Genomic DNA, 17,797 nt, shown 5'->3' with positions numbered 1-17,797 from the left:
TTCTTCGGATGGATGATGGATTGCAATATAGTATACCATATCCGTAAAAATTGTAAACATCCGGTAACTGTACAAATAAATAAAGAGTCCGGCTCGCCGGACTCTCGCACCGGAGCGCGGTCGCTTCAGTGGCCATATTTCCTTAGCGCGGAGTGCGCATACCCCGGAGGGTTTTAGTTTCATAGGACGAATTTTCTATGAAACTAAAAAGGCCGCTGCAAACGGAGACGGAAGCTCTGGGCTTCCTCATTTGCAGCGGCTTTTCTGACGCGTTAATGGAATGTATTCTATATTACAGATCGTGGTAAACCGGCTCCATCCTGGAAAAGGTGTTAAACGTCCGATATCCCATGTCCTTCAGCACCTGTTTCACCTCAGCGATGTGGTCACCGAGATGCACCGTCTCATGGGTATCGGAGCCAATCGTCAGAATGGTTCCTCCCAGTTCCCGGTAACGTCTCAATATGGCGCGGCTCGGCATCAGATCCTTCAGGCCGTATTTGAAGCTTGACGTATTGACTTCAATGCCCTTTCCGTCTGCGATCACCTGGCGCAGAATCCGGTCCACCATTTCCATGATCCGGTCATCCGGATAGTCTCCGAAGCGGTCGTACCTCTTAATCATGTCTAAATGCCCCAATACTGAATATCCCCTGTACTGCCGGACCACATCGTAGATCGCCTCGTAATAGGCCGTCTGATACTCTTCCTGGCTCTTTCCTTCCTGGAATTCATAGTTCCAGAACTCCCGGTCTCCCACCTGATGGTTGCTCAGGATGACGAACTCGAAGGGATACCGTTCAAAGTCACGGCGAAACAGAGGAATGGTGTGGCTCTGCACCCCGAATTCGATCCCCGCCTTTATGGCGATCCGGTCCCGGTACCTCTCCTTAAGTCTCTCCACTTCCTCGAAATACGCCTCATAGCCGCAGTTTAAATCCGTCTTCACGCCGTAATCCACGTGTTCTGTAAATGCAATCTCGTCGAGCCCAATGGCCACGGCTTTTTTCACCATATCCTCCATGGGACATTCCGAATCATCGCTGTAATACGTATGTGTATGGTAATCCGCCAGCATGTCCTTCTCCTTTTATTCAGTACGGCCGCTAAGAGCAGCCTCTTCCGCCAGATCTTCCTCTGTAATCTCACGATCCTTATAGAAGTATCCGGTAAACAGTTTTCCGTCTGCAATACGTTCTTTCATTGTCATACAAGCTCCTCCCTGGTCAGGTTTCTGACCCACTGATATTTTTTATAATGGCGGTAGACCGCCGGAAGCTTCACAAACTCATCCAGGTTCAGCAGAAAATAAACCGCCAGCACCGGAAGCTTAAAGACAAAGGCCGCCAACAGGCCGATTGGCACGATAATCATCCACATCGTGACCGTGTCGCACAGGAAGCCGAATTTCGTGTCGCCTCCCGCGCAGAAGATTCCCGCCACCACCGTCATATTGGCCGACTTCGCAATCAGATAATACGCGCACATAAACAGCATTCCATGCAGATACGCCTGTGCCTGCGGGCTTAAATTGGCGGCATACCGCATGATCCAGGGACTGAACGCCAGCAGGATGACGCCGGACACGGCTCCTATTACCAGTGACAGGCGGCAGAGCCGTCCGCCGTACTCCCTGGCCCGGACAAGGTTTCCGCTTCCCAGCTCATTTCCCACGATGATTCCGCTTCCGGAGCCGATGCCGATGCAAAGACAGGAGATCAGGTTCTTCACGATTCCGGCGATGGAGTTAGCCGCCACGGCATCACTTCCCAGATGGCCCATAATCACGGTAAACATGGTAAAGCCGCAGCCCCACACCAGTTCATTGGCCATAACAGGGGAGGTATATTTGACAAAATCTTTCCGCAGCACGGCATGAGACTCTTTCAGAAGGCTCCAGCGAATCCGTACCACATCTTTCCTGCAGTTTTCCCACATCGCCAGACCTAACTCCGCCGCCCTGGCAATTACGGTCGCAATGGCCGCGCCGCTGATTCCAAGCTTCGGAAACCCAAACAGTCCAAATATCAAAATACCATTCAGCAGAATATTTAAAACCATGGAGATCGAGCCAAACACCGTGCTCTTAAGCGTCCTGCCGCTGTTTCTCATGATACAGAGATAGATCTGGGAGATTCCCGCCAGCAGGTAAGACCAGCTGACGATCCTTAAGTATACGGCGCCCAGCGCGATCAGCGTCACATCGTTCGTAAAGATGCGCATCAACGCCTGCGGGCAGAGGGCCGCCGCCGCGAAAAACAGGAACGAAATCACGAAGGAGTACTTGAGGACGATCGCCAGAATCTTTTCAACAGACAGCCGGTCATTCTTTCCCCAGTACTGCGCAGCCAGAATCGTCGTCCCGATGGTCAGGGCCGCCCAGAACAGGCTCAGGACAAACTGCACCTGCGCCGCCAGCGATACCGCCGATAAAGAATCCTGGTTCACCATACCGAGCATCATGGCGTCCGAAGCGCTGACCAGCGCCGACATCAGATTCTGAAACGCGATCGGCAGAACCAGAACGAATAAATTTTTGTAAAAGTGTTTGTCATTTTCTCTCATCAGAACTCCCCGTAAGCCGCCATCCACCGTGTGCCGCTAGTACAGCGCTGTGGTCTGGCTTTGATTTATATTTTATAATTATATTACTTGATATACGGGTTCAATATCGGTATAATCGTTATATATTATAACAATCGTATTTTATGGTGAGAACAATGCTGAATAATGATGGAAAGATAAATGTTGATGTTATGCAGGACGCCTCTGAGATCGTCCGCTACGACGAAACAGGCATACCGCTCTACATACAGACAGGAGAATTGTCCCGGTATCCGGACAGGAAGGCACTGTGCCACTGGCACGATGACCTGGAATTTATCAAGATTATCGATGGTGAGATGAACTATTATATCAATGGAAAGAATCTGGTATTGAAAGAACATGACGGGATCATGGTCAACACGAGGCAGATGCATTACGGCTCCTCCATCGACCAGAAGGATTGTTCCTTTCTCTGCATTCTCGTCCATCCCGCGCTGTTCTCGTCAAACAGGCTGATCTTCCGTAAATACCTGCTGCCGATTCTGGAGGACCGGGAAACAGAATATGTATATCTGGATTCCGGCTGCCCCGGCCATGCGTTTATTCTGGACAGTCTAACGGAAATGACGGAACTAAAACGGCAGGGGGAGTATGGGTACGAGCTGGAGATTATCGGACTGTTTTATAGGGTATGGAAGAGTCTTGCCCGGCAGTTTCAGGCCGGTAATCCTGCCGCACCGGGCAGTGAAGATATGGATACGAAGGTTCAGAAAGATATGGTTTCTTTTATTTACCAGCATTATACGGAGCGGCTGACACTGTCGGCCATAGCGGCTTCCGGCGGAGTGTGCCGCAGCAAATGCTGTCAGATATTCAGAAAATACTTATGCCAGTCGCCGATCGATTTTCTGAATTCCTACCGGCTGGAGGTTAGTTCTCATCTCCTTAAGAAGACGGATAGGAGCATTACACAGATCGCAACAGAGTGCGGATTTAACCACTTAAGCTACTATTCTGAGCTGTTTACACGCCATTACGGATGTACGCCCAGACAGTTTCGCAGGCAGTTTCGCGGTCAGCTTCCTGGCCGGCTTCCTGCAGACAGCTGACAAACCGGCTTGGGGGAAGGTAATATCTGTCGGGTTGTCAGCACAGTTCTATGCAGTTAATGTCACACGTGTTTAATAGGCGCTCCAGCCCCCGTCAATTGTCAGCGTCTCACCATTGATGAAGGAAGCGGCGTCTGAAGCGAGGAATACTGCCGCAGTGGCAACTTCGTCCGCAGATCCATTGCGGTGGCGGCCGGAATTACCGGTTACGGCCTTTGTCAAGCCGAGCTTGCTGGGCTCTCTCATACCGCTTCCGATGTTGCTCTCAATGGCACCCGGACACAGCGCGTTGCATCGGATTCCTGCGTCGGAATACATGAAGGCCACGTTCTTCGTCAGACCTACGACGGCAAACTTGGAAGTGGTGTACGCCAGACCGCCGCGGCCGGCGCAGAGACCGCTTAAGGAAGCCGTATTGATGATCGTTCCCTCACGTTTCTCCTTAAGGAAATACTGGACCGCCTTCCTGCATGCATACATGACGCTGTTTAAGTTGATATTCATAATCCGTTCCCATACATCGTCCGGCATTTCCGCAATGGGAAGAAGGTTATCCAAAATTCCGGCGTTGTTGATGACCACGTCCACTTTTCCAAAGGCCTCGACGGTATAGTCAATCATCGCCTCCACTTCCTCTTTGCTGGATACGTTCACCTTAAGAATCTTAAGCTTATCGCCGTACTCCGGTCCCAGCTCTTCTAAAAGCGCCTTCAGGCTCGCTTCATTGATGTCCGCAGCCACTACGGAAGCGCCCTCCGCCAGGTAACGTTCCACCATAGATTTTCCAATTCCGGAACCTCCGCCAGTGATTACAGCTGCTTTCCCCTTTAATGCCCCAATCATACATCTCGTCATACTGAACTACCTCCTCTAAACTGATCTGACCCTGTCAGAATTTTGACTCAGTATAAAATAATTTTAGAAGAGTGTCAATATGGCCTGATTTTTCGTCTATTTTTTGACAAATCCAGTTAAAAGGCGGAACAGTCGATGACTTTTCCATGTTTTCGGCAGAGGACCATAATCCGCATAATAAGAGAAAACTGCATTCTTCCGCCGTAGCAGTCCGTAGATTCATTTTCCTTCAGAAGCCGGTCCCACAGCCGTTCTACGCGGCATTTATACGCCTGATCCAGGCGGTAAACAGATGGATTCTCTTCAAATACCGGCACTGGACGGTGGTAGGGCGGGATGGCAAACAGAAACAGCATGGCGCCCATGTTCATCACACACTCTTCCCCTTCCAGCACACATCCCTCATCTGCCTGGGCCTTCCAGACGTGATATGGATAGAGAATAAATACCATCCCCGGCTCCAGCGGATAAACCCGGTTGTTCAAAACCATGCGCCCTTTCCCTCTCCGTATGGAAAGTACGGTCACGTCCTCCCTGTTCTCGAAGGCCCCCTTCCCGTTTAAACGAAAGGCGCGCGCCTTCAGTCTCTCCGGCAGCAATTCCGGCGAAAAATACTGTTTTCCTCGAAATCCGGAGTCTTCTCTCGTCTCCAGTGAACATTCCATGTTATTTCCCTCCCGCTGCATTATCTGCCGTCAGTACAGCATTGCACAGCGCTGTACTGGAACCATCATGTATGGAAAAACGTCGGTACTCTCCGGGCGTCATGCCATGGCGCTCCGAAAAGATCCGGATGAACGTATGGGAACTGTTATAGCCGCACGCAAACGCGATATCCACCACCGGCATCCGGCTGTTTTCCAGAAGCGATTCCGAATACGTCATTCGAAGCTCTGTCAGAATACCGCTGTGATCCAGACCAAAGTTCTCCTTTAACAGAGGATTTATAAAGCTTTTCTCAAGATACAGGGCCTTTGCCGTATCCTGTGTGGTCAGCGGTTCACGGTAGTGGCCAAACAGATAATTCAGGATCAGCAGCGCGCGCGTATCGATATGGGATGCCTCTTTTCCCGCCTCCGGCAGGACGGCCTTCTGGTACTCCTGGGGCGTCATCCCCTTTACCTGTTTAAAGGACCGGTAAAAGGAGGTCTCCGAATGGTATCCGACGTAACGTGCGATGTACTGCATCGTCAGTCCGCCGAAATGCATCATATCGCAGGCCCGGTCCACCCTTGCCCGGTTTAGGAGGCCTGCAAAGTTCTGACCTGCCACAAGGCTTAGCTGACAGCTGACCTGCCGCACCGTTACTCCATAGACGGCTGCCAGCTTTTCCCTCGTCAGATTCTCGTTGCTGTAGGTGAAAATATGCTGGAGCAGCTTCCAGGCCAGGCTTCGCTCAAACGGCTTCCCCTGTCCCTCCTGCTGCTCAGACTCCCTAGCCGAATAGCGGAGAAACAGCGTAACGATCTCCAGAAACAGGGAATATCCCTGCACAATATCCGCGGCCCCGCTCCCGGAGCCTTCTTCCATCAGTTCTTCCATCAGCGACCTGACATCGTCTGCATCTTCCCCATACAGGCTCACCACCGGAGAGTTTTCCGTCAGGACAGTCATCGTGATCTTCAAGCTGTTCCGATAGGTGACGTAGGAAGCCGAAGCATAGTCAAACGGACAGCAGAGCAGCTCCAGCGCCTGCCCCCACTCCGGTTCAAACTGATAGATATGGTACGTGTGAAGCCAGCCGAAGCTCCCTTTTCCAAGCTCCAGCTTCACGCCATTTACGTGGAGGGTTCCGCTGCCGGAGGCCACATAAAAGAGCAGCGCCCCGCACGTAAAAACGGCTGGGGTCTTCTCTGTAACCACTCGTTTTTCAGGTTTAATCTATAATCCATACCGGGCCTCCTCATTTCCACTTTATCGTCATTCCAGAATGGAGTTTTCCACTTTGTAAGTGTTTTTCCACTTTTTATACATATCATTTTACTTAAAAAGATCTTCTATGTCCATACTTATGTAATTTTTTCCGGCTTTTCCTTCCTGTATGTTAACAATAAAACAAGATTGTTCATAGCCACCTGACGAAAAAATACCCCGACTACATTAAGCAGTCGGGGCAGCTTGGCAATTCTTATGTGATTGAACTGTAGTAAAACAACCTGGTCTTCGGGCCGCCAGCGTGTTGCCCTTCCCCGTAAAAAACCGGGAGAGTAAATAACTTACCTTTTTCTTTAAGTCCTCTATTCCTCTATCCAAACACCATCTGTTCCTACGGAATATCCATCCGGAGTAACTGTATTACGCAGCAGTTTTCCTTTTGTTCCATCGGATTCCTTATTAAAGTAATACCATTTATCTTCTATCAGCCACCAACCGATTGCCATACTTCCCTGAGCTGAGCCGTCGGCTGGAGAAAGATAGTATTGATTTCCATCCAGATCGGTATACCAGCCGGTCTGCATATACCCCTCAGCATCAAAATGATACCAAATACCCTTAACTTCTCTCCAGCTATTTGCGACCCAGGTTTGATCAGTATTTTTAATACGCCATCCTTTTTCTTCTAAAATCCAGTTTACATTCTGGACTGACCCCGGTCCCGAATATCCACCGGAAACATTGCTGCCCGGCCGTCCTGTACCGGCACTGTTTTCGGATGAACTGCTTCCGCCACTCTGACTGCCGGAATTGCCGCTGCCGGAATTGTCATCTGGCTGTTCAGGCTTGATATCCTTAAATACTGCAGTTACTAAGGTATCTTTCCTGCCAACTGTATAATAGGTACTGGCAGACTTTGAATCTGTAATTATTCCATCGCCTGCTAAATTCCACTGGGAAAACAATTTTCCGGACGGAATTACAGCTGTAATCTGTACTACAGAGCCTGACTCATAATCTCCGGAACCAGTTCCGCCGTTTACTGTAATATGATACCTTGTCACCGGTCGATCAGTTACAGTTACAACCGATGTTCCCAGCTGCAATGGATTAGAAACGGAAATCGCCTGAACCGTAAAGCTGTCTGCATTTTCATCTTTTGGTACAGTCAGTAATCCATTGCTGTCAATCGTGGAGGACGAAGCACCGGTCACCTTCCATGTTACATCAGAATTAAAATCACCGGTGCCTTCCACAACTGCTGAAAATTGCTGTACAGATCCTTTTTGAACCGTTGTATTGGAAGGCAGGACCTTCACATTTTTTATGACAGCAGTGGTGTCAATTTTCTTAAAGACAGCAGTCACCACCGTATTGGCGCCGCCCATAGTAAAAATTGTCGATACAGCATGAATATCAGCAATACTCCCGTCTCCACTGGTAATCTGCCACTGGTCAAAACGCTTTCCCGCTGGAACGGAGGCAGTTATACGTGTCGATTCGCCTCTCGTCAACTGACTGTTTCCGGTTCCGCCTGATACAGTCAGTGTAAAAGCGGAAACGCCGCCAGCAATTGTATTCCCTGAACTATCCTTGACAGTTCCAGATTCAATGACAGCACCATCAGGTATGGTAACTGGGCCAGTAATAATAGATGTATTATTAAAAATCATGGATTTTCCCGATGGTATGGTAAGGGAATGATCCAGCGTAACCCTGCCCTTTGTCTTATAATTGCCATTTGATAGAATAGTCAGGCTGTTTTTTGCCTCGGTTTGTGTGGTAATTCCAGGAACCGTACAGATAAATTCTTCAAAGCGTTCCTCTGGTGATGGATTTGCAGCACCGGTGGATGGCAGAGCTCCCGGCCCGATATCACACGCCGAGGAAGTCCCCCCCTTGGCATCAACAACAGGATTACCGGTTATAACAATTTTTTCTACTATACTCGCTTTTTCAAAAATTCCATTGGTAGTTCCGCCGCTGCCAATTCCGGGGGCGCCTTCTCCTCCTCTGGCAGTTACATGGGCATTTCCTGCAATCGTTATGCTGCCGCTGTAGCCATCTGGAGAATCACCATTATTCCTTGGAGCACCGCCGCCAATTCCTGCTCCATGTATACCGCCATATGCTTTTACAACAGCATTCCCTTCTATTACAATGGTTCTGCCGCAGCCTCCTCCATTCTGAGCATAACCGCCGCCGATACCTGCGGCACCAAAATTTCCTTTGGCAGTCACATCCGCCTTGCCGCCAATATAGATATTTCCCCCGTATCCATTTCGACCTCCTCCAATCCCTGCGCATCCAGGATTACTTTCTGCCGATACGGTACCTCCGGTAATCTCAATTGTGAAGTCAATGCCGGACACAACGCCGATTGCCGGCCCCAGACTGGAATTATAAGGGGTATCGCTTAAAGGGTCGCCTTTTTTCGTTTTTGCGGTTACTTTACCGCCGCGGATATAGATTCCATCAAACTCAGAACCCACAGACCCTATTCCAACCGAATTATGTTCCCCTATTGCGTTTACGGTTCCACCATTGATTATAACAGGACCTCCTGAAGAGCCTCCTATCGCAACGCCGACATTGGCATTACTGTCTGCCAAAATGGGGGCTTCGGCATTTATTTCACCGCCATTAATTGTGATTACGCCACAGTCTCCCCCATCTTCCCAGTCACGGTAGGATGAAGAGTCTGATCTTTTCTTGCTTTCCCCGCCAATTGCTGCCGCCCCTCCTTTATCATGAATCGTGGCAGTCAGCTTCCCCGGGCCTTCAATAGTAAGTCTGGAACCTGACGGACAGAAAAGAGCGGCTCGGTTAATCGGACTTTTCAAACTGTTGTTTCCCACCAAATGCAGTGTAACATCAGCTCCCTCCATGTCAAAGGGACGGTTATTACTGCTGGTAATGGAAAGATTTTTTAACGTTATGTCAGCTTCAGCCGACTTTACCATGATCCGGTCGGCTGTAGTCTGCCCCGAAATGGTCAGTGGAGTATTCGTTTTAACAGTCAGTACTCCCCCCTGATAAACGTAATCACTTCCCGGTACGCCACCGGTTACAGTGAGGTCTCCCGAAGCTGCCAGCATATTGATGCCGCCCAGTATTACCTCAATCACAGGTTCCGGGGCACACTGGTATCCATCTTCCATGACAGCCCGAAAAAGATACGTTCCGGTAATTGGCCAGTTTCCCAGACTATCCATGACATAGTCCTGACAGACCCATTCAGTGATTGATACCTTTACCGGATCATCTTCTCCTTCAAGATTACCGGAGACTTCATCAGGAAGAAGTGTTACGATAGTTTTTACGTCTGCCTGCATCTCACTCCCGACTCCCGCCAAGAGAAGTTTCCCGTTTGACAGGTTGCTCTGATCCGTATAGCTCCAATCGGTCAATATTCTGTCCAAACGGTTTATCCTGTTGGAATCTGCCTGCACTGTCACAGATACCTCCGGCAAATCCACACCTGCCGCCAGATTATAGCCTGCCGGAAAGCGAGGCGTAAATAAATAGGTGCCTTCTTCCTCTTTGTCATATACAGGGGAACTATCCCAGTCTACAGGCAGCCGCACGTTCCTTTCATATGGAGTGCTGGGAGAGGCTGTTCTTTGCTTTATTTTTTTTGCATTTCCCGGACTGGCATAGTTTGACGCATCTTCGGAAGATGCCGTCATTATGGTTGCCTTTAAAGTCCCTGGTAAACTCAAATCTTCTCTTCCCGTCCCAGGTATAACAACCTGATTACTAATTGAACCTGGCAGTTCTTCAAGAACAATGATTTCCTTCTTGCCGTTCTCTTCCAGGCTGTCTGCAAGTGCCGCAAAACTGCCGGAGCTTAAAACCACTGCCATGGAAAGCAGAATTGGAAGAACATGATTTCGTACTGACCGCTTTTTCATATTACAGAATTCCTCCTTCGTAAGTCTTTGATAACAATCATATCATTCTTAAATTGTTTTAACAACGACCTTACAGCATAATTTACGCTTCAAAATTGTACGTTCAGAACCTACTTTTCATGTTGTATCTTCTTCTCCTGTTATGACTCTGCTGCCCAATTGTGGCCACCGCGTACACTAACAACAGGAGCTTTAAATCTGTGACAAACACAGACTTAAAGCTCCTGTTATTAGTAATTTCACTAAGTGAAGGATATTTATTCAACTTAATCCAATATCTGTCTGGCCGCCCCATAAATTCCGGCATCATTGCCCAGGGTCGCCAGTACGATTCCACTCTTATTCTTGGAGATCGGAGTATACTTATCGTAATGCTTATAAATGGTATCGATCAGGAACTGTCCTGCCTTTGACACACCGCCGCCCAGTACAAATACCTCAGGGTCCACTACCATGGATATCTGTGCCAGCGCGAGGCCCAGATAGTGGCCTACCACCTCCATCGTCTCCAGTGCCAGCGCATCGCCGGCTTTTGCGGCATCCAGCACATCCTTTGCCGTGATATCGTCGCCGAACTCCCTCATGGCAGACGGGGCATCCGATGCGGCCATCTTTCTTCTGGCCTCCCGCGCGATGCCTGTGGCGCTGGAAATCTGCTCTACACAGCCTACGCCGCCGCAGTTGCAGCTCTCTGTCTCTTCGTCACGGATATGGATGTGGCCGATCTCTCCAGCCAGTCCATGCTTGCCTGCAATAATCTTCTGGCCGATGATAACGCCTCCGCCAACGCCGGTTCCCAGCGTTACCATTACGATATCATCGAATCCTTTTCCGCCGCCCTGCCACATCTCGCCAAGGGCCGCCACGTTGGCGTCATTGCCGCTCTTTACCGGCAGACCGCCCAGGAGTGCGCTAAGCTCTTTTCCCGGATTCACGTTGTGCCAGCCTAAGTTTACGCATACCTCGACAGAGCCGTCCGGCATAACCGGTCCCGGCACGCCCAGTCCTGCGCCTACTACCTCTTCCATTGGAATCTGCTTCTCTTCCAGGGTCTTTAAAATGGAGGCCGCCACATCACCGATGATATACTTTCCGCCCTCTTCTTTTCTGGTGGGGACTTCCCACTTCAGCAGAAGATCGCCTGTAGTCTCAAATAATCCGATCTTTACACTGGTTCCGCCTACATCAATGCCAATACATTTCTTTCCCATTTTTAACTATACTCCTTTTTCCCTTTCGTATTATCCGACTGTGCTGTCACCATTATAAGGATCTGGCAACCTCGGCCACATGATCGGCAGTGAAGCCGAAATGCTCAAACAACTGGTTTGCCGGGCCGCTGGCCCCGAATCCGGTCATGGTTACACAGGTTCCGTCCAGACCAACGTATCTGCCCCATCCGAAGTCGCTTAAGGCTTCTACGGCTACACGTTTCCGAACAGACTTCGGAAGTACGGATTCTTTATATTCCGCGGACTGCTCCTCGAACAAGTCCATACACGGCATGGAAACGACACGGACCTTTCTGTCTGCAAGAAGCTTCTTCGCATTGACAGCCAGCTCTACCTCGGAACCGCTGGCAATAAAAATCAGATCCGGCGTACCTTCACAGTCATCGATCACATAGCCGCCCTTTAACGCCTCTCTGCTACTGCCTTCCATCGGTGTTAAGTTCTGTCTCGTCAGAACCAGCGCCGTAGGTGTCTTTTTGGAGGTCAGCGCGGAATACCATGCGCACTCGGTCTCGGTCTCATCACAGGGACGGAACACATGGAAATTCGGCATGGCGCGAAGCATAGCCATCTGCTCAATCGGCTCATGGGTCGGCCCATCCTCGCCGACGCCAATGCTGTCATGCGTAAATACATAGGTCAGCGGTACTCCCATCAGCGAGGAAAGACGCGCCATGGGCTTTGTATAATCACTGAATACGAAGAAGGTAGCGATAAAGACGCGCAGTCCTCCATGAAGCATCATTCCGTTGCCGATCGCGGTCATTGCCAGCTCACGGACACCGAAGTGCAGGTTGCGTCCGCCGCGGTTCTCCCTGGAGAAGTCGCCCATATCCGACATATTCGTCTTGTTGGAAGGCGCTAAGTCGGCGGAGCCACCCATCAGATTCGGCATACAGGTCTTAATCTTATTTAAAATCTTTCCGGAAATATTTCTTGTGGCATCGGCTTTCTCCGGTTTGCTCCAGAAATCAGCACACGCCTCAATGGCTTTTTCGCCTGCGTTCTCATCGTGATAAGCATTCCACAGCGCTTCCATCTCCGGATATTCTTCGCAGTATGCCGCAAACATTACGTTCCATGCGGCTTCCGTCTCGGCCTTCTCTTCCGCGAGGTGAGCATAGTGCTCATATACCTCGTCCGGCACGTAGAACGGTTCCATAGATGGCCAGCCTAAGTTCTCCTTCATCGCCAGCACATTCTCTTCTCCCAGAGGCTCGCCGTGAGCGCTTGCCTTGCCCTGCTTGGCCGGGCATCCGAAGCCGATCTGCGTCTTAATGGTGATGAAAGACGGATGCTCGGTGTCTTCTTTTGCCTCCTCGATGGCTCGTCCAATTGCTTCCAGATCATTGCCGTCTTCCACGGTGATCGTCTGGAAACCGAACGCTTCCATACGTTTCTGGACATTCTCAGTAAATGCGATATCCGTACTTCCCTCGATGGAAATTTTATTGGAATCATAGAGGACGATCAGTTTGGACAGTCCCAGTGTTCCTGCCAGCGAGAACGCCTCGGAGGAAATCCCCTCCATCATGCATCCGTCGCCGCCCAGCACGAATGTATAGTGATCGACTACCGGATACTCCTCCTTATTAAAGACCTCTGCCAGATGAGTCTCGGCAGCCGCCATACCGACAGCCATAGCCATACCGGCGCCCAGCGGTCCTGTGGTTGCTTCGATACCGACCGTGTGGCCATACTCCGGATGTCCCGGTGTCAGGGAACCCAGCTGTCTGAAATTCATGATATCTTCTTTTGATAAGTCTCCATAACCGAATAAATGGAGCAGGGAATACAGAAGCATGGAGCCGTGGCCGCCGGATAAGATAAAGCGGTCTCTGTTGGCCCAGTTCGGGTCTGCCGGATTGTGGTTCATGTGATTTGCCCATAACTCATAGGCGGCCGAAGCGCAGCCCAGCGGAAGACCGGGATGACCGGATTTCGCTTTCTGTATGGCATCGGCGGAAAGGACGCGAATTGCATTGACTGACATGGTTTCGATCTTACTCATTAGTATTAATCCTCCTGGTCTATTGTAATCTTATCTCTTTCATGTTCTGAGGCCCGGTTACCAGCAGCGTGTTTGGAAATCTGCCGTTTCGGATCTTGGATACGGGAAAATCAAATGTTCCTTCAAACTTCAGTCTTCCGGACATATTATAAACCCTGCAAGAATCTTCATTATACAAAATTACATGCTCTCCGTCAATATCGGCCTGGGTGTACTGATAATGAAACGCCTCCGAAAATACGAGGGTCCCGTCGGGATTGTAGACGTTCATCCGGTCCGGGTTCTCTCCATCCGTGTTATTTACAATGATCCCCACATACTTGTCCGAGTAAAAGACGGATCTGATCTCCTCCTCCACCACAACCTGCTTAAGCAGCTCCGGCGACAGCGCGTTCTTTGTCGAATAAAAGGATACGCTGTTATCTGCAAACGCACAGGAATACGTGTCGTCGAGGAAATGTACCCGCGCCACAAGGGACGACTCATAGGGCTCGTCAAATCCGCCCACCACCCGGTCCGGTACGCTCTTTCCGATTTCCGCAAAATTGTGAAATGCGACACGGCCGTTAAGCGCCCCGTTCTTCAAGTAAGCATACGCGCCTATCAGCTGTGTTCCGTCAGGGGAAAGGCTGATATCCACCGGGTATCCGGTTTCGCCGTTTAACAGCGCCTTAATCTTTACGTCCAGGACATTGCCGTCGTTCTTATAAAAATAGATATAGTTCGAGGTGGAATCTTCCAGAACCGCGGCGACAACGCCGTGGGCCGAGATTGTGGCTTTGATGATCGGAAGCAGTGTGGTTGCCGTCCCTGTAGGACCCGACTTGTCAAATATATAGATGCTGTTGCCCTGCTGGTCAGCCACTGCCGCGTAATTGCCGCTCACACAGGCCGTGGGGGACTTCATCTCAAAGCTCTGCACCCAGATTTCTTTTCCCTGATTATCGATGTAGGAAGCGCCATCCTTGCTGTATTTCAAGACGTTTCCGCCAAAATCCATATAGCCCACGAAACTGCCTTCCTTCATCTCTTTTTCCCACACGACGTCATAGCCCGTATACTGGTAATACCGGAAATACTGAAACAGGCCAATGCCGACCGCAATTAAGATCACACCAATAATCAGGAAAATCCTGAGCCGTTTCAGTTTGACACGTTTTCGGGCCTTCCGGACGATTTCCTCACTGTCTTCTTCCTGAGGGGCAGGTGATGGAACGATCTGCCGTCTCAGCTGTCTTTTTTTAATTTCTCTGTTCATAGAGTCTAAATCACTCATTATGTTTTCTCCTAAAAAATGCCGTAAGTGGTTTGATTGTAGTATACATCATTTCCAGGAGAAACGCATTATTTTTTTCTTTCCGCGAGACCGCAAATTTTAAGGAAGCAGAAGCTGCTGGCCGGATACGATCTTATTTTCGTCCTCCAGTCCATTTAACTCGCAGATTTCCTTTAATTTATTTACATCGTGATATTCTGAAATACAGATCCCATACAGTGTCTCTCCATCCTGAACTACGTGCACTCTCTGGGTACCTCCGGCCGCCGCCTGGGAGGCGCCGCCATTCTCTGCCGGCTTGCTTCCCGTATCACTTCCGCTCTTCTGGCCGTCCCCGGTCTGCCCGCTTGCCGTGTTTCCGGCTGAACTCTGGCCGTCAGAACTGTTCTCCTGAGACGCGCCCTTATTTCCGCCCGGCGTCTGTGCATTCTCCTGGCCGCCGCTTCCGCCCGCTTGATTATTGCCGCCGTTCTGTCCACTTCCGGCCGCCTGGTCATCCCCGCCGTTCTGGCCGCCCGGCTGCGTCTCCGACATGGTTTCCTTTGTCACGGCAGCCGTCGTCGGATAGACTCCGCCCTCCGCTTCTTCCACCACCACATGAGACTCTGGCTTATCCTTCCCCGCCGCATTATCCTTCCCCATCAGGGCAGACTCCACCCGTTCCGGTATGGCCGACGCAATGACGCTCTCCATCTCCTGCATCCGCTCATAATTATTAAACATGACGATTCCGCCTGCCAGAATCACGATGGACATTGCCATGCACATACCACGTAAAAGCCCAAGAGTCTGGTGCCTGTCCGTCACCTCGTCCTTGTGCTCATCCATCCGCTTTCTGAATTCCTGAATAACCTTCTCATCCGATCCGGACTCAATTCTCTTCACATCCTTCCGGAGAACCATATAGTCCTGCATCATCTGGTTTCTTTCATAGTAAATACTGTAGCCGCAAAGCTTATAGAATCCGTCCTCTGACGTTATGTAAACCGATTCATCTCCCTCCGCACCACTGCTCAAATACATCAGCTTATTGGGTCCCTGAAAATACTGGACATGCTGCTTCCAGTAATTGAGAGGACTTAAATCATTTCCGGGCGCTCCGCACAGAAACCAGCCCTGGACGGACCGTTTCGGAAACAGCTGCTCCACACTCTGATACGCCTTTTTCCACGCGAGCTCTGAAAAGACCACTTTCTGGCCCTGTTCCGTCACATCTTCCATTTCCATGGCGCCGTCGATAAAGATATACGGCGTCCCATCATTCATTTCCACGCTTCCGAGCAGTAGGCCGACCCGTAGGTCCTGTCCACCCGCCGGATACAGACGTCTCAAATACGTATTCACGTAGTCTTCCACATACAATTTTACGATCTGGTCACGCTCCCCGATCTGCCGTATATTCTTCGGCAGCTTCGGGAACGGATTGTACAATTCTCCCATAGGCTCACCCCGCTATTCATTTTAATCCAATGAATCATAGCACAGGATGAGCGCAAAACCTGTCAAATGAGGGAAGCGTTTTCCCATAACTTTTCGACAAGATAAATGCTTCTGCTGATGCAGTCCGCCATCCGCATGACGACAGACAGCCGGATGCTCTGAAGCATTAAGGGATCGAAGCTGCCGCAGCTTCCGACAATACCCGTGATAAAAATGTCGCCTACCGCCTTCAGCTCCTTGCTGACTCCAAGCCCGGGCTTCAGCGATCCCTTCCCAAGGGTCACATAACCGATATGCTCGATGTTCCCCACCGAGGCATCCACCGCCACCACCACATGATCCGGATACTGAAATTTAAGGATAGCCTGGTAGGTCTCTAAATTCATGGCATGGACGGGGCGTTCCAGCGTTCCCAGAATCTCCACCCGCTCAAGTCGCTTTTCCTTCAGCTTGTACCCAATTAACGGTCCCAGACTGTCTCCCGTGGAGCGGTCGGTGCCGATACAAAGGAACACAACCCCCGCCGTCTTTCCGTTTTCCTGTTCCGTACATATCAAATCATAAAGCCTCGAAGCAAACTCTTCCGCCTCGAAGGACTGTTTTGTATCATAATAATAAACTTCCCGATTGCCGCGGATTGCGATGCGTTCCCATAGTCTCATAATTTCCTGCCTTGATGTCCTTCTTGTTCTCTGTTCTATTATAAGCCGTGAATTCGGGAATTATTCACAGGGAATAGAATACAAAGCAATTGACCATCGCATTTCTAAAAGCAGCTTTTACTCTGATCTTTTATGTTTCTTGTACTGGCTGAATGACATCCCGGTATATTTGCGAAAACATCTTCCAAAATAGTCTGCATCCGAAAATCCTACCATCTCTGCCAAATTATAAATCATTAATTCCTCATCAGCCTGCTCCAATTTCCGCATAGCCTTTTTCATCCGCAGTTCAAAAAGGTATTCGGAAAAGTTTACTCCTGACTGCTGCTTAAACATCCTGCTCAGGTAACTGGCATTCACATGGAATTGATCCGCAAGCTTTCCAAGCCCCATTTCCATGTCCATATAATTTTCCTCCAAATATTCCATTACATTTCCGATAAGCCCCTGCTCCCTCTTTCCACCCATGGCAATCTCCGGCAGAGTTGCCCTGGATCTTGCTTTTCGGTACAATATTTCCGACAATGCCTTTTCCAGCTCTGCCCCATCAACCGGCTTTAAAATAAAGTCAGAAACCCCTAAACGCAGCCCCTTTCTGGCATACTCAAACTCGTCATAACCGGTGATAACAATAATCTCCGTATCCGGCCATTTCCTGCGCACTTCTCTGGTAAACTCCAGGCCATCTAAGCCCGGCATGGTAATATCCGTCAATATAATATCTACCCTGTTTTCTTCCATAAAATCCAGTGCTCCTGCCGCGTCTCCCCCCTCATACACCAAATCCAGATGAAGTTTTTCCCAGGGTACACAGTACTTAATTAAATCCCTGGCCAGCGTTTCATCATCCAAAATCATGATATTCATTTTTACCTT

General features: G+C 49.9%; 13 protein-coding genes. 1 reads left to right on the top strand and 12 read right to left on the bottom strand.

What is annotated here, in order from left to right; genetic code table 11:
- Positions 1-292 precede the first annotated feature (292 nt).
- Positions 293-1,078, bottom strand: coding sequence for a histidinol-phosphatase HisJ family protein (locus tag M1L66_RS00605; protein ID WP_187023523.1), 786 nt, complete (start codon positions 1,076-1,078; stop codon positions 293-295).
- 128 nt (positions 1,079-1,206) lie between these two features.
- On the bottom strand, positions 1,207-2,565 hold the full coding sequence (locus M1L66_RS00600) for an MATE family efflux transporter (RefSeq protein ID WP_434690203.1): 1,359 nt from the start codon (positions 2,563-2,565) through the stop codon (positions 1,207-1,209).
- Positions 2,566-2,720: 155 nt separating this feature from the next.
- Between M1L66_RS00600 and M1L66_RS00595 the strand changes: the two genes are divergently transcribed.
- Positions 2,721-3,656 (top strand): AraC family transcriptional regulator, encoded by a 936-nt coding sequence (locus tag M1L66_RS00595; RefSeq protein ID WP_243270404.1) that lies wholly within the window; start codon positions 2,721-2,723, stop codon positions 3,654-3,656.
- A gap of 72 nt (positions 3,657-3,728) precedes the next feature.
- Here M1L66_RS00595 and M1L66_RS00590 read toward each other — a convergent pair whose 3' ends face one another.
- From M1L66_RS00590 to M1L66_RS00545, 10 genes are all read right to left on the bottom strand, one after another.
- Complete coding sequence (locus M1L66_RS00590) at positions 3,729-4,511, bottom strand: glucose 1-dehydrogenase (protein ID WP_434690200.1); 783 nt, start codon at positions 4,509-4,511, stop codon at positions 3,729-3,731.
- Between the two features lie 116 nt (positions 4,512-4,627).
- The gene (locus M1L66_RS00585) at positions 4,628-5,176 is read right to left on the bottom strand and encodes an AraC family ligand binding domain-containing protein (protein ID WP_187023520.1); all 549 of its coding nucleotides are present in this window, start codon (positions 5,174-5,176) and stop codon (positions 4,628-4,630) included.
- 1 nt (position 5,177) lies between these two features.
- Complete coding sequence (locus M1L66_RS00580) at positions 5,178-6,374, bottom strand: helix-turn-helix domain-containing protein (RefSeq protein ID WP_434690197.1); 1,197 nt, start codon at positions 6,372-6,374, stop codon at positions 5,178-5,180.
- Positions 6,375-6,748: 374 nt separating this feature from the next.
- Complete coding sequence (locus M1L66_RS00575; protein WP_434690195.1) at positions 6,749-10,300, bottom strand: InlB B-repeat-containing protein; 3,552 nt, start codon at positions 10,298-10,300, stop codon at positions 6,749-6,751.
- Between the two features lie 266 nt (positions 10,301-10,566).
- Complete coding sequence (locus M1L66_RS00570; protein ID WP_002605511.1) at positions 10,567-11,511, bottom strand: ROK family glucokinase; 945 nt, start codon at positions 11,509-11,511, stop codon at positions 10,567-10,569.
- A 52-nt stretch (positions 11,512-11,563) separates the two neighbouring features.
- Positions 11,564-13,543 (bottom strand): transketolase, encoded by a 1,980-nt coding sequence (gene tkt, locus M1L66_RS00565; protein ID WP_434690191.1) that lies wholly within the window; start codon positions 13,541-13,543, stop codon positions 11,564-11,566.
- A gap of 19 nt (positions 13,544-13,562) precedes the next feature.
- Positions 13,563-14,819 carry a DUF5711 family protein gene (locus M1L66_RS00560; RefSeq protein WP_187023516.1) on the bottom strand — a complete coding sequence of 419 codons (1,257 nt, stop codon included), beginning with the start codon at positions 14,817-14,819 and terminating at the stop codon, positions 13,563-13,565.
- 99 nt (positions 14,820-14,918) lie between these two features.
- On the bottom strand, positions 14,919-16,259 hold the full coding sequence (locus M1L66_RS00555) for a LysM peptidoglycan-binding domain-containing protein (RefSeq protein ID WP_187023515.1): 1,341 nt from the start codon (positions 16,257-16,259) through the stop codon (positions 14,919-14,921).
- Positions 16,260-16,321: 62 nt separating this feature from the next.
- The gene (gene yyaC / locus M1L66_RS00550) at positions 16,322-16,921 is read right to left on the bottom strand and encodes a spore protease YyaC (RefSeq protein WP_187023514.1); all 600 of its coding nucleotides are present in this window, start codon (positions 16,919-16,921) and stop codon (positions 16,322-16,324) included.
- A 117-nt stretch (positions 16,922-17,038) separates the two neighbouring features.
- Positions 17,039-17,788: a response regulator transcription factor gene (locus M1L66_RS00545; RefSeq protein WP_187023513.1), complete on the bottom strand. Its 750-nt coding sequence runs from the start codon at positions 17,786-17,788 to the stop codon at positions 17,039-17,041.
- Positions 17,789-17,797: the final 9 nt, after the last annotated feature.

Origin of the sequence: Hungatella sp. SB206 (assembly GCF_051132295.1) — a bacterium.
In the GTDB taxonomy this organism is placed as follows: Bacteria; Bacillota; Clostridia; order Lachnospirales; family Lachnospiraceae; genus Hungatella; species Hungatella effluvii.
Note: the sequence above shows the minus strand (reverse complement) of the source record. Positions and strands in the feature narration are given on the sequence as shown.